The organism is Streptomyces sp. TAA204 (genome assembly GCF_000424965.1).
The window spans coordinates 1-13504 of sequence record NZ_KE384283.1; the positions used below are offsets into that span (position 1 = coordinate 1).

General features: G+C 66.1%; 14 protein-coding genes and 1 pseudogene. 10 read left to right on the forward strand and 5 right to left on the reverse strand.

Annotation, left to right across the window (positions count from 1 at the left end; all coding sequences use genetic code 11):
* Positions 1-350, forward strand: a 350-nt coding sequence (locus H343_RS0127300) for an integrase core domain-containing protein (protein WP_028433711.1), incomplete at its 5' end; no start/stop codon positions are given.
* On the opposite strand, the gene H343_RS0127305 is transcribed toward H343_RS0127300, so the two are convergent.
* Positions 347-1867: a DEAD/DEAH box helicase gene (locus H343_RS0127305; protein WP_028433712.1), complete on the reverse strand. Its 1521-nt coding sequence runs from the start codon at positions 1865-1867 to the stop codon at positions 347-349. The genes H343_RS0127300 and H343_RS0127305 overlap by 4 nt on opposite strands.
* Before the next feature lie 294 nt (positions 1868-2161).
* Positions 2162-2365: a cold-shock protein gene (locus H343_RS0127310; protein ID WP_028433713.1), complete on the reverse strand. Its 204-nt coding sequence runs from the start codon at positions 2363-2365 to the stop codon at positions 2162-2164.
* 1352 nt (positions 2366-3717) lie between these two features.
* Here H343_RS0127310 and H343_RS0127320 point away from each other — a divergent pair.
* The 6 genes and pseudogenes from H343_RS0127320 to H343_RS34615 all read left to right on the forward strand — a co-directional run.
* On the forward strand, positions 3718-4056 hold the full coding sequence (locus H343_RS0127320; protein WP_028433715.1) for a MerR family transcriptional regulator: 339 nt from the start codon (positions 3718-3720) through the stop codon (positions 4054-4056).
* Positions 4057-5044: 988 nt separating this feature from the next.
* Complete coding sequence (locus tag H343_RS0127325) at positions 5045-5413, forward strand: metalloregulator ArsR/SmtB family transcription factor (RefSeq protein WP_028433716.1); 369 nt, start codon at positions 5045-5047, stop codon at positions 5411-5413.
* A 1-nt stretch (position 5414) separates the two neighbouring features.
* Entirely contained in the window at positions 5415-6062 is a 648-nt protein-coding gene (locus H343_RS0127330) for an SRPBCC family protein (protein ID WP_037905489.1), read from the forward strand.
* Positions 6062-6553 (forward strand): SRPBCC family protein, encoded by a 492-nt coding sequence (locus tag H343_RS0127335; protein ID WP_028433718.1) that lies wholly within the window; start codon positions 6062-6064, stop codon positions 6551-6553. The genes H343_RS0127330 and H343_RS0127335 overlap by 1 nt, the downstream gene beginning before the upstream one ends.
* A 27-nt stretch (positions 6554-6580) precedes the next feature.
* Positions 6581-7225 (forward strand): hypothetical protein, encoded by a 645-nt coding sequence (locus tag H343_RS33185; RefSeq protein WP_028433719.1) that lies wholly within the window; start codon positions 6581-6583, stop codon positions 7223-7225.
* Between the two features lie 232 nt (positions 7226-7457).
* A pseudogene (locus tag H343_RS34615) lies at positions 7458-7652 on the forward strand (ATP-binding protein); the annotation flags it as partial.
* An 88-nt stretch (positions 7653-7740) separates the two neighbouring features.
* On the opposite strand, the gene H343_RS34620 reads toward H343_RS34615, so the two are convergent.
* On the reverse strand, positions 7741-7908 hold the full coding sequence (locus H343_RS34620; RefSeq protein ID WP_486587077.1) for a hypothetical protein: 168 nt from the start codon (positions 7906-7908) through the stop codon (positions 7741-7743).
* A gap of 67 nt (positions 7909-7975) precedes the next feature.
* Positions 7976-9001: a hypothetical protein gene (locus tag H343_RS33190; RefSeq protein ID WP_051266204.1), complete on the reverse strand. Its 1026-nt coding sequence runs from the start codon at positions 8999-9001 to the stop codon at positions 7976-7978.
* 123 nt (positions 9002-9124) lie between these two features.
* On the opposite strand from H343_RS33190, the gene H343_RS0127360 reads away from it, so the two are divergent.
* The 3 genes from H343_RS0127360 to H343_RS33700 all read left to right on the forward strand — a co-directional run bounded on the left by H343_RS0127360 (position 9125) and on the right by H343_RS33700 (position 12734).
* Positions 9125-9829, forward strand: a complete 705-nt coding sequence (locus H343_RS0127360) for a TetR family transcriptional regulator (RefSeq protein WP_078506152.1) — start codon at positions 9125-9127, stop codon at positions 9827-9829.
* Positions 9830-10038: 209 nt separating this feature from the next.
* Positions 10039-11142, forward strand: coding sequence for a serine hydrolase domain-containing protein (locus tag H343_RS33195; RefSeq protein WP_051266207.1), 1104 nt, complete (start codon positions 10039-10041; stop codon positions 11140-11142).
* Entirely contained in the window at positions 11139-12734 is a 1596-nt protein-coding gene (locus H343_RS33700; protein ID WP_078506153.1) for a serine hydrolase domain-containing protein, read from the forward strand. Before H343_RS33195 ends, H343_RS33700 begins: the two co-directional genes overlap by 4 nt.
* Before the next feature lie 37 nt (positions 12735-12771).
* Here H343_RS33700 and H343_RS0127380 read toward each other — a convergent pair whose 3' ends face one another.
* Positions 12772-13359, reverse strand: a complete 588-nt coding sequence (locus H343_RS0127380; protein ID WP_028433724.1) for a type IV toxin-antitoxin system AbiEi family antitoxin domain-containing protein — start codon at positions 13357-13359, stop codon at positions 12772-12774.
* Between the last annotated feature and the right edge of the window lie 145 nt (positions 13360-13504).

The following is a 13504-nucleotide window of genomic DNA, read 5'->3' on the forward strand; positions in this document are numbered from 1 at the left end:
GGACCCGGGCGCAGGCATTCTTCACCGTCTGCGGGATCACCGTCGAACGCGTGCTCACCGATAACGGCGCCTGCTACAAGTCCCGTCTGTGGCGCGACACGCTGGCCGCGGCCGGGATCACGCACAAGCGCACTCGCGCCTACCGGCCCCAGACGAACGGCAAGGTCGAACGTCTCAACCGCACCCTGCTGGAGGAGTGGGCCTACGCCCGGCCTTACCGCTCCGAGACCCAACGACGCGACGCCTTCCCCAACTGGCTGCACACCTACAATCACCACCGCGCACACACCGCGCTCGGCGGCCAACCACCCGCCAGCCGCGTCCCCAACCTCACGAGGCAATACATCTAGGCCGCCGCGCCGAAGGAGGAGCGCCGCACCTTCACGCGCCGGTCAGCCGAAGCGGGGCCGGGTCGGCCGCGTGAGGATGCGCTGCGCTTGCGCCTCTGCGTACCTTCTGTCACCGGCGCGGTGATCGTCACGGGGATGCCGGAGGGGGCCTGGGCGCCGGTGATCCGGCTGAGTGCCTCCTCACCGGAGCGGACCTGGGTGGTCTGGGGCGAGATGCCGGCGGCCGCCATGAGGCGGCTCATGGTGCGGCGCTGGTCGGGGGTGACCAGGGTGACGACGCTGCCGGATTCACCGGCTCGTGCGGTGCGTCCGCCGCGGTGGAGGTAGTCCTTGTGGTCGGTCGGCGGGTCGACGTTGACGACAAGGTCGAGGCTGTCGATGTGGATGCCGCGCGCTGCGACGTTGGTCGCCACGAGCACGGTGACGTTCCCGGCCTTGAATTGGTCCAGGGTTCGGGTGCGCTGCGGCTGCGACTTCCCGCCGTGCAGGGCGGCTGCCCGTACCCCGCTGTACAGCAGGTCCTTCGTCAGCCGGTCGACGGCGTGCTTGGTGTCGAGGAACATGATCACCCTGCCTTCGCGCGCCGCGATCTGCGTCGTCGTCCGGTGCTTGTCGGCTCCGTGGACGTGCAGCACGTGATGCTCCATCGTGGTGACCGCACCTGCGGACGGGTCGACGGAGTGCACGACCGGGTCGGTGAGGTAGCGGCGGACCAGGAGATCGACGTTGCGGTCGAGGGTCGCGGAGAACAACATCCGCTGGCCCTCGGGGCGGACCTGATCCAGGAGCGCGGTGACCTGGGGCATGAAACCCATGTCGGCCATCTGGTCCGCCTCGTCCAGGACGGTGACCGCTACCTGGTTCAGCCGGCAGTCGCCGCGGTCGATGAGGTCCTTGAGGCGGCCCGGCGTCGCGACGACGACCTCGGCGCCACCGCGCAGCGCACTGACCTGCCTGCCGATCGACATTCCACCGACGACGGTGGCAAGGCGCAGCTTCACCGAGCGGGCGTAGGGGGTCAGGGCATCGGTCACCTGCTGCGCCAGCTCACGCGTCGGTACGAGGATCAGAGCCAGCGGCTGGCGGGGCTCCGCGCGCTGGCCGGCGGTGCGGGCCAGCAGGGCCAGGCCGAAGGCGAGGGTCTTGCCGGAGCCGGTGCGCCCGCGTCCGAGGACGTCGCGGCCGGCGAGGGTGTTGGGCAGGGTCGCACCCTGGATGGGGAACGGCACGCTCACGCCTTGCGCGGTCAGCGCGGCCAGCAGCCGCTCGGTCATGTCGAGGTCGGCGAATGCCTCCACGGCCGGCAGCGCGGGAGTGGTCATCTTCGGCAGGGCGAACTCGCCCTGCACCGCTGCGGGCCGCCGGCCGTGGCCGCCTGAGCGGCGCCGGCCGGCAGAACGGCTCGGGGCGGGCACACCGAAGCGGCCGCCCCGGCCCGTACCGGCGCTGCCGGAGCCGAAAGCGGGACCGCCGGTGCGCCTGCGGGAAGAGCGGTCGTTCGTACGTGCGGGGTTCATTCAGAACCTTTCCTTGATACGGCACGTATCAAGGAATTCCCGCAGCGGAAGAGCAGCGCGGGGGATCTCAAGAACGGGCCGAATGGAATGTGGACCTGGCCCCGCAGCGAATCCGGTGCGGGTCCAGGGGATGAAATCAGGGACGTCATGTGGACGTGTGATCCAGGACGTCGGCGTGTGCAGATGAGGAGGGGTCCGAAGGCTGCGGTTCGTCCCACAGGCGAAACCACTGCGGAATATTCCCGCAGCTGGCCCCGCCCGGCGAGCCACGCCGGCTACAAGGTGTGCGAAGCGTCAGGCGGGAACGATGTTCTCGGCCGTCGGGCCCTTCTGGCTCTGCGCGATGTCGAAGGTGACCTTCTGACCTTCGAGCAGCTCACGGAAGCCCTGGGCGGCGATGTTCGAGAAGTGGGCGAACACGTCAGGACCGCCACCGTCCTGCTCGATGAAGCCGAACCCTTTGGCGGCGTTGAACCACTTCACGGTGCCAGATGTCATGCGATATCTCCCTTTGGGGCAGTACGCCGGGCCCGCAACGCACGGGTACCGGGTCGTCGCGATGATGCCCCGACCGGGAAATACCCGGAAATACAAAAACGCCTCCGGTGGAGGAAAGACACCACCGGGAGCGTTGGAAGTTTTGGGAACACAAGACTGCAACTGACATCGACAGTAGCACGCGATCGCGGCCTGCAGACGTCAGATAAGTCCACTCTGTTCGTTGCGGCAAAAACACTCCCAGCCCGACGGATCAAACCCTCACCCCGCGGGGATAGATATTGATCCACCCGGAACGCCGAAGTTCTTGGGCCATCCGACTGCCCGGCGAGGGCGACCGGGAGAGCCCCTGATCCGGTGAGCGCTGCCGGTACCTCTGCCCCGGGGCTGCCGGGCGAGGGACGCTTACGGTCGCCCTCGCCGGGCGTCCGGGTGATGGCCGCGGTGGCGCGGGCGGGGAGGGGCGGCCGTGGGCCGGCCGAGTCCTCCGGTGCCACTCCGTTCAGATCGCGAGGCATGCATGCGCTGGGACCTGCGGACTGCGGTCATGCAGGGGCCGGTCATGCAGGGCGTCGGTGACGTGCTCCGAAACCATCAGGACCACCGCCTCAGGGGCCCCGGCTGCGATCGCGGGCCGCTCGAGGCCGATTACCTCACCGTCGGACTTCCAAAAATCTATGTCGGCCGGAGTAGACATGGGGTGCTGGCGTGGTTAAGGTTTCTCCCGTAGCCCAGAGAGACAGCAGGGCCTGGCAGAGACGAACTGCCGGCAAGCAGTACCCGTAGTTCGCAGGACGGTGCGGTTGTGGAGTTCCGAAGCCACAGTTGTTGCAGGACGGCGACGGACTGACGACCGGACCGGGTGGCCGCAGCATCAGGGGCCGCCATGAGCAGGACCGCAGTACCCAGCAGTGAAGTCAGTGAGCAGTACCTCGGTGAAGGCGTCGGCTGCGGACGCGCGCACCGGGAAGTCGGCAGTGGGATTCCAAGCCAGAGCAGACGCAGGACAGGCGACGGGGCCGGCTGCCGAAGGGGCGGCGCTGTTACAGGCCGCCAGCAGTTCGCATCACCAGCAGTAGGTAAGTGATCGATCCCAGAGGAAGAAGCGGAGGAGCCAGGCGCCATCAGGATCGCCCGGGCGGATTTTTGAGCCCGGGTACCGCAGGACATCGATAGTGAGGTGGTCTCCGGTCAAGCAACCGCGATCCCCGCACCCTCGACAGCATCTCGGTCGGGTTTGCGGAAACAGGAAGCCGACGCAGTATCAAGGTCGGCAGATGGTGTAGCAGTTCCTTCGGGGTCCTGGTGCCGTACGGCACCAGGACCCCTCCATGCGTCCACAGAGAGGTGCGATGACAGCAGACGACTCGTTCAGCCGTATCGACGACGACGATTACCCCGCCTACACGATGGGCCGGGCCGCCGAGATGCTCGGCACCACCCAGGGCTTCCTCCGCGCCATCGGAGAAGCCCGCCTCATCACGCCGCTCCGATCAGAGGGCGGCCACCGCCGCTACTCGCGCTACCAGTTGCGCATCGCCGCCCGGGCCCGGGAGCTCGTCGACCAGGGGACCCCCATCGAGGCAGCCTGCCGCATCATCATCCTCGAGGACCAACTCGAAGAAGCCCAGCGCATAAACGCCGAATACCACCGCGCCGCAGAATCAGCGAACCCGACAACCGCGGCCTGAGACGACTGAGACGTGCAACTCTCCCCGCGACTGCCCGCCCACCCATGCTGCGCGGGACGCAAGCGTCCCGCGCACCTTGAGCCACGTCGGTCTGACCCGGCCGCCTGGAGGCCCCACCGGTCACGTCGACGGCCTGCCGGCAGGCCAGCAGCGACCGGCATCAACACCGAGGCCCCGAACTTGGTTTGCTTTGCCGGCCCTCGGGCTCGTGTGGGGGGTTGCAATCCCATTGACGGCGGCACCTGACTGCTCGACAGCCCGTCCGACACCCGGTGCACTTCCGGGCACATGAGGGCGGGAAAGACGATGACCCGCGGAAGGCGCTCGCAGGGGCGCTTCCGCGGGTCATCAATTCCCGTACCGCGAAGACCGGTTCGCCCGGCCCCGGTCTCAGATGCCGAAGTAGAGCACAGAAACCCATGTGACCTGCATATAAGCGGATGTTCCGATGGCCCGGTGCACATCGGGTGCACACAAGTGCACCGGGACAGCCTTCCGCCTGCCGCGGTCCCGTCGAGGTCATGGACGACCTGCTGAGCGTGCCCCGACTATTCCGTTGCTTGTGATCCACGGGAGATTCCGGCACGAGTCCACCACCACGGTCGACAGACACAGATCTCGTCGACCGCCTTGACGACGGAAGCGCCCAGGTAGTCGTTTCTACCGATCGTGAAGTTCGCTACGTGGCTCGCGTTGCCTTCGCCAGGGAAGCATGGCGCCAGCCCATAGCCCGCTGAAGCGACGCCTTGTAGCCGCCGGAGCTGCCGCCGCGTTGATTGCAGACATGGCAAAGAAGAGCTGGGAAAGCATGCGCCCCAGAGCAACTGCCGCGGCGTGGCTACGTCGGTCTCACCTGACACCGGATGTCGGTCTCGTTCGACACCAGCATCGATGGGGCGTGCCCGGTGTCGACGTGCGTCGACACCGGAGGTAACGCGGCAATACCAGCCCTTGCTTATATAAGTGCGAGCTGGCATGCTTCTAATTCGTGCACGCATTCGACATCCTCGGCGACCCGGTGCGTCGGCGCATTCTGGAGCTTCTCGCCGACGGTGAGCAGACCTCCGGCGCGATCACAGACGTGATCCGGGCGGAGTTCACACTGTCCCAGCCGGCTGTTTCGCAGCATCTGCGCGTTCTGCGTGAGAACGGGTTCGCGTCGGTTCGGGCTGAGGGGGCTCGCCGGTTCTACGCCGTCGAACCCACGTCGCTGAGCGAGGTTGATGTGTGGTTGGACCGGTTTCGCGGGTTCTGGGATCAGAGGCTCGATGCCCTGGGCACTGAGCTGGCCCGCGGCAGGCGTGCATCCCGGACCCCAGGTGTTGGCAAGGCCGATCCGCCAGCGAAAGGAACATGACATGAAGGACGTACTGGACGAACTGGCCGCTGCGCGCCGGACGATGGGAACAGCGACCCTGCCCGCCGGCGACGCGTACACGATGGAGTTGCGGCGTCGCTACGACGCGCCGGTCGACGACATGTGGAACGCCATCACCGACCCTGAGCGGCTGGGCCGTTGGTTGAAGTCGGTCACCGGAGACCTGCGGCTCGGCGGGTCGTTCGAGTTGGACGGCGGTGAGCACGGGGAGATCCTCCGGTGCGAGCCGCCGCGTCTGCTGCGGGTGTCCTGGCTCTTCGGGCCGGACGCCGACGAGTGGCCAGGCACGAGCGAGGTCGAGGTGCGCCTGTCCCCGGGCCCTGCCGGGGACACCGAGCTTGAACTGGTCCATGCAGCGGCCGTCGGGGAGCCCATGTTCCCGACCTACGGCCCCGGTGCCGGCGGTGTGGGCTGGGACCTGCATCTCCTCACCCTGGCCCGGTTCCTGGCAGACGGCGAGACCCTCGATCACGAGGAGTTCCAGGCCTCGCCCACGGGGCGCGAGTTCGTGCGGCGCAGCGCTGCGGCATGGGGCGAAGCTCACCTGGCCGCCGGTGGCGATCCGGATCACGTGGCGGCCGCCGTCAAGGCCACCACCGTGTTCTACGCCCCCGGAGGGAACGCTTGATGAAGTACACCACCTCGATCGAGATCGCCCTGCCGCGGGAGAAGGTGCTCCAGATGCTCGCGGACCCGGCGCACATGCCGAAGTGGCTGCGGGGCCTGGTACTGCACGAGCCGGTGGACGGAGCGCACGGCCAGCTCGGCACCACCTCGCGAGTCGTGTTTCAAATGGGGAAGCAGAGGATGGAGGCCACCGAGACCATCACGCGCCTGGAACCTGAAGACCTGCACGCCATCCCCAGTTCTGTCGTCGTGCACTACGACCGCGAGATCGCCGGCGAGGGCATGTGGCAGGCCCAGCGCGACCGGCTGATCGCAGCCGGTCCGGACACCACGCAGTGGGAGAGCGAGAGCGAATTCCGGTTCGACGGATTGCTGGTGCGGCTGGTGGGGCTTGTGATGCCTGGCTCTTTCCGCAAGCAGTCGCAGCAGCACATGGAGGACTTCAAGGCGTTCGCCGAGCACGGGACGGACGTCCGCCAAGGGACAAACTGATCTGCCACTGGGTTGGGTCTGAGCGTCATGGCGCGCGCACCCACCTCACGCGTCGACCTGTACGCCGCGATCCGACGCGACGCCAAGGCGGGGTTGTCCAAGCGCGCTCTGCAGCGCAAGCACGGTATCGGGTACCGCACCGTCGCTGCCGCGTTGGAGTCGGCGTGGCCCAAACAGCCGAAGCCACCACCGAAGAGAGGGTCCCGGCTTGACCGTTACCGGGATGTCATCGACGGCTGGCTGCGAGACGGTTTGGACGCACCGAGGAAGCAGCGGCACACCGCGAAGAGAATCTTCGATCGGCTGCTGGACGAGCACGACGCTGCCGGGGTCGTGTCGTACGGGGTGGTGCGCGACTACGTCGCCACCCGACAGCGTGAGATCCGCATCGGTCGGGAGCCGGCGAACACGTTCATCCCGCAGACCCATCTGCCTGGGCGTGAGGCGGAGGTCGACTTCGGCGAGGTCGTCGTCCGACTTCGCGGCGAGCTGGTGACCTGCGCCCTGTTCAGCCTGCGCCTGTCGTACTCCGGCAAGTCCGTCCACCGGATCAGCGCCTCAGCGGGTCAGGAGGCATTCTTCGAGGGCCACGCCACGCCTTCCGTATCCTCGGTGGCGTCCCCACAGGCAAGGTCAGGTACGACAACCTCAAGGCCGCGGTCGCCAGCGTGATCGGCCTCTCCCGCCAGCGCGTGGAAGCGGACCGGTGGACCGCGTTCCGGTCCCACTACGGCATCGAGGCGTTCTACTGTCAGCCCGGCGTGCAAGGTGCGCATGAGAAGGGCGGTGTCGAGGGCGACATCGGCTGGTTCCGCCGCAACCACCTCGTCCCCATCCCCGAAGCCGACTCCATCGACGACCTCAACGCCATGGTCGACGCTTGGGATCTCGCGGACGACACGCGACCGAGAGGGAGGAGAAGGCCTCGGTCGCGATCGCCTCCAACGAGTCCTTCTCCGGCTGGACCAAGACCTTCACCGACCCACGCTTGTGCGCCGCCATCGTCGACCGACTCACCTTCGGCGGCACCATCATCGAAACGGGCTCCGACTCCTACCGACTCGCCCACATCACTCGACAACTCGCCGAGCGGCCGTAGTAAGGGATCCGAAAGTGGTGTCCGACGAAGCCGACATTCCTGCCTCGTTAGGCGCCCATGTGGTGTCGAACGAGACCGACAAACGGTGTCAGACGAAACTGACATAGCCAGCGGCGGGAGCGGTCAAGGCGATGGTCACCGAGAAGACCGCGACCAGTTGTCCTGCCTGCCCCTCGGGGACTCCGAGGTCACGGGCAAGTTCTGTTAGCAAACCGGCGATCACGTAGTCGTGGGTGTAGACGGCGAATGCGGCCACGAACAACGCCAACAGCCATCGTGGCGGGACGGTTCAGTAACGTCGCAATCGGCCGCCCGGCCAGTAGTCATCGAGCCATGGCCACCGTGGCGGGGTCGGTCGATGCGCGCGTCCGCACGGTGCGGTTGAGTCTGGCCAGTGCGGCGATCGTGCCGACGATCATGGCCGGACCAGCGGTGTACGCGAGGGTGTTCGTCAGCTGGTCGGCGGGATGCAGGATCGTGGCGATCACGATGAACAGGGTGTGCCCGACGAGGCTGCCACCGATGAGCCAGATCCGATGCGTGTCGGTCCATCCAGAACCTGAATTCCAGTGGCGGATCAGGAGCAGTGCTCCGATCGCCAGACCGCCGGCCACGACCATGGCCGGGTAGACCCACCAGCCGTCGCCGGCTGCTGGGCGCTGCTCCTGAGTGTCCAGGGGCATCAAGAGACCGATGAAGGCCAGCGTCGATACGAATGCGCCGATGCCCGCGATCGCTGGGCTCGGCACGCGATTGGCGTGCTGGCCGGCAGCAGTCGGGGAGGTGACCGAGAGTCGACGCGGAATGATTCGCAGTGCGACGACACACAGCACGGCGATGATCACCACCACTGTGGCGACGAACGGCCACGGGGCTTGGTGCCCGGGATCCTGGGTCCCCGCGAACAGGACGCGTACGATCACGACGCCGACGACGGCACTGAGGGCGGTGATGATCACCCCGCGCCGTCTGAGATAGGGCTTCGATCGAAAGTCGGGGAAGATCAGGTCGGTGACCACGATGGGGATCAGCACGCTGAACACGATGTGATAGCCGATCTGGACTTCCCAGTATGCCGTGTTGATGCCGAAGATGCGCGGACCCCAGTGGGCCGCGTTGTACAGGACCTCGCTGGTCAGGGCTTGCAGGCCAAAGACGTCCTCGACCAGTTCGTAGACCACGCCCATGACGATCAGGCTTGGCCAGCCACCGCCGGTGCGGACGACCAGTTCGCGGATCAGCAGCACGCCGGCCCCGTACATCGGGAACAGCAGCGGGAATATGAGCCACATCGCCGGTAACGCCACCGCCAGGAAGGTCAGTTCTGCGCTGATCAGGGTGAGCGCCATGAGCGTCCACGCGGCGCGCTGATTGCTCCTGCGGGGCGGTTCCTTGCGAGTCCTCTGATGTTCCATGGCACTTCCCTCTGCTATGTTTTACTCAGCTAAGTAAGACCCTAGGTGGAGCGACCTATGACAGCAAGCCGGCCACGAGCGTTGAACCGAGCAACGTCGAAGACGGGAGGCCGGTCGCCGTCGGCGCCCCGGCAGAAGCAGATCATCGAAGCCACGATCGAAACGGTCGCGGAACTGGGGTTCGCCCGGACGACGTTCGCTCGGATCGCCCAGCAAGGCAGGTTGAGCAGCACTCGATTGATCTCGTACCACTTCTCCAGCAAGTCGGACCTGATGCAGGCGGTGATCTCAGACATCTATTCCTCGATCAACGAGTTCCTGATCGAGCGGATGGAGGTCGACACGGCCACGCGCCCGATCCTTCCTCCGGCAGATTGGCCGTATCCGCCGCCGGAGGCAGCGGGAGCAGAGTTGAGCGCCTACATCACCGGCGTCGTCTGCTACGTCGATAGCCACCGGTCGCGACTGCGAGCACTGCAATCGATCTTCGCCGCCGTACACGACGAGGCCGAGAATCCCGCTGCGGCTCAGGCCGATCCGCACGGCGGCGTGATGAGCTACCTGCTCGGTGTCCTTGAGCGGGGACAGTCCACTGGGGAGTTTCGCCGGTTCGACCCGCTGGTGATCGCGGCGATGATCCAACGCCCGCTGGAAGCGCTGCCGTTACTACTGCGAAGCCAGCCCGAACTCGACATGGCCCACTACGCCGCCGAACTCGTCACCGCCACCAGGCTTGCCACCCTTCACGACGATCAGCGATGAGGCGGCTGCCGGTCCACGCGCCGGATGTGCCAACGCACAGTCGTGCACCGAATCTTGCGCGGCTCGAATGGCTGAGGCAGCCGCGGTCCCCCGGGCCGGGGCCAATTCGCGCGGCACTGCGGCCCGGCCTCCTCTCTGACGCCAAGGTCCGCGGAAGGTCCGCGGAACGGACAGTCGCGACAGCAGAAACCACGCCGAAAGGACACGACATGACCAGCTCTCTCCAACCGCTGCTCCGGTGGGCCGTCGACGATGCCGGATCCCCAGGCATCGTCACTGAGATCCGCAGCCGAGAACAGGTGTGGTTCGGTGCCGCGGGGATGGCCGACATGGCAACCGGCCGCCGCCGTGAACCGGGTGAGCGCTTCCGCATCGGAAGCCTCGGCAAGGCCTTCACCGCAACGGTGGTGCTCAAGCTCGAAGCCGAGGGGCGGCTGAGCCTGGATGACACCGTCGAGAAGTGGTTGCCCGGTGCCGTCAAAGGCAACGGCCACGACGGCAGCAAGATCACCATCCGGCAACTGCTCAACCAGACCAGCGGAATCGCCAACATCGGCAACTCGGAACAAGAGTTACGACGACTCCACACGCCGGCATTTCGCGACCACCGTTTCGACATCGTCACCGCAGAGGAGATGGTGCGCCGAACGATGGAGATGCCACCGGCTTTCGAACCCGGCAGCGGATTCGGCTACTCGAACACAAACTTCCTTCTCGCCGGGATGATCATCGAGACCGTGACCGGCCGGTCCTACGCCGACGAGTTGGAGCGAGTGGTGATCATGCCGCTTGAGCTATCCGGCACCTATCTTCCGAGAGCCGACGAACGAAGGCTGAGAGGGCCGCATCCACATCCACGGCAGTACTCCCGGTGGATGAACCCGCCGATCGGCGAGGTGTGGGACGCGACCGAGATGACGACCGGTTGGGGTGGCGCGGCCGGCGCTCACGTATCGACCACCGCCGACATATGCAGGTTCACCGGCGCATTGGCTTCCGGCGCGCTGCTGCCAGCTGCGCAGCACCAGGCCATGTGGACAACCGTTTCAACGGAGGGCTCGGGATGGATCCCCGAGTTCGGTCTTCGGTACGGACTCGGCGTCTTCGAGCACGAACTGTCCAATGGTGTCGTTCTGCGCGGCGGTGGCGGTGGCATCCATGGCTCCTTCACCTGGGCGATGGCATCGACCACCGGTGATCAGGTCCTGGTCGCCAACGTCAACAACGACTGGGTGACCCTGGAGATCTTCAACGCCCTGGTCGAAACACAGTTCGGCACGACTGATCAGCCGATGGCAGAAGGCCGGCCATGACACCGAAGCCGGTGGCGTCTCCCACGCGGCGCGCACGCGCCATTCTGTTGCGGGCGATCGTCTTCGTCGGGATTGCCGCACTGCTGGTTGGTGCGGGAACGGTTGGACTGTCGGTAAACACGGCCGGCCGCAGCGGCAGCGGCCCGGCGACCGCCGTGGATATGGTCGAACAGTCCCTTCGAGGGCAGGGCACTCCGGATGCGGTGATCGCCACCTTCGAGAAGGGAGAGATCGCTGAGTCTCGTGCGCTCGGCAATGAGGATTACGGACCCGACACCCCATTCTTCATCGGGTCTGCGAGCAAGTCGTTGACAGCGATGACGGTGGCGCGGTTGGTGCAGCAGGACAGGCTGGACTTCGATGACCGGGTTGTCTCGCACCTACCGTGGTTCCGAGTTCAAGGGGCGTACGCCGATATCACAGTCCGGCACCTACTCAATCAGACCAGCGGACTTCCGCAATGGGCGGGCCAGGTGGATCTCTTCCAACCGGAACTCAAGGTGGAGGAGAGAGTCCGGGAGCTCGCGACCGTGCAGATGACGGCCGAACCGGGAGAGAAGTTTCAGTACTGCAACAAGAACTACGCCGTCCTCGGCATGATCATCGAGGCGGTGACAGGGCGTCCGTATGCCGATGTGCTGAAGTCAGAGGTGCTCGATCCGCTCGGAATGTCGCACACCTACACCTCAACCGATGAGGTGGATGACGGCGAACTTCCCGGCGGGAACCTGGTGATGTTCGGAGCCCACGTGCCTTGGCCAACGCCGGACTTCCCGGCTGCGCTGGCCGATGGATACATGATCTCCACAGCCCGGGATCTGGCGGCCTTCGCCGACACGTTGTCCACGGGCGAGCACGACGGTCGTCAGTTCCTGTCGCCGGCGGTGCTCGGGTCGGTGCAGACCCCGCCAGACGGTGTTGCCTCAGACCCCGCCTACGGGAGCACCTACGGAATGGGCCTGCGGATCTCCGATATTCGAGGCAGACAGGTGTTGTGGCACGAAGGCGAGCTAGCGACGTTTCACGCCAACTTCGGGGTGTTCGCCGATGACCGCTCGGGTGTCTTGGTGCTGATCGCCCAGAATCACCAGGTGATCGACGGTGACAGCCCCTTCATGTCTGGACTGAACGTCACCGCAGGTGGTGACGCACGCAGTGACGACGGCGGCTATCGATCGACGATGCTCTCCCTGATCGTCGTCGCCGCACTGCTCGTCACGGCGATGATCGCCGACATCTCCCGCTTGCCCAGAAAACTGCACCGACGAAGAGCGCGACGACTGGTTCGGCACGTGGTCCCCCGAACGATCGTTGGCGTCCTGCTGACTTCCGTCACCTTTATCGGACTGGGGCTTGGGCAGGGGTTGCCCGGCCCCATGCCATTGGAGATGGCATGGACCGGAGCGCCGGACGTCACGGTACTCGTGCTCGGTACCAGCGCGTACCTGCTCATCTCCGCAGCGGTGCTCGCCTTCTCCAAAGAGGTCGGTCACGATGACGTTATGAGCAGGAAGCGCTCCAGGACGTATTCGAGCATCAGCTGGTCTCTTGGGTACCCGGTGCGGCGGGCGAGGTTGCGCAGGTCGTTGTAGATACGCCCGGCGGCTGTGTCGCGGGTGGGGTTGGGCATCAGGCGAGCACCGCTTCGATGGCTGGGCGGATGGTGGACAGGGCACCGAGTGTCCGAGCGGCTTCCTGAAGGTCGGCGACACCGCCCTGACCGTGCCGGCGCAGGTAGCGGTTGAGGGCGCTGAGCGCGAGGGGTCTACCTGCGGCCCCGCCGAGGCGCATGGCATCCACGACGGAACGTGCGGGGCTGAAGACGGGGATGGTCTCGCCTGAAGCAGCTTCGAACCGGTCGATCGCGTAGCCGAAGGTATCCGCAGCATATTGAGAAGTCCGGGTCGCGGGATAGGCGATCGCCGGGCGGTGTGTGCCCCGTGGTACCGCGATGTGCACCTCGTACGGGATGTCGTCGATCAGTTCGTGCAGCGCCAGTGCGGACTCCCCGGATACGACCGCGTGCGGCGCCCGGGTGCAGACCGCGAGGACGTCGACGTGGGCTGTCGGTGCCGCGTCGGCCCGACGGTAGACACCTCGGGAGATCTGCTCGATTTCATCGGCGGAGGCCAAGGTGGCCAGATCTCGTGGGGGTAGCCCAGCAGCGCGGCCCCGGCGCGAGGTGAAGGTCGGAGGCAAGCCCGCCAGGCGTTGCATGAGGCGGTCGGTAACCTTGGGTATGTATCAAGTCCTACCCAGATCACCTGAGATGGGAAGGATTTGATACATGCGCCGGTGCACACCAGGGCGGATCGAGGGGGACCCCGGCGCTGATACGAAACCGTCGGTGCAGGTCAGCGAG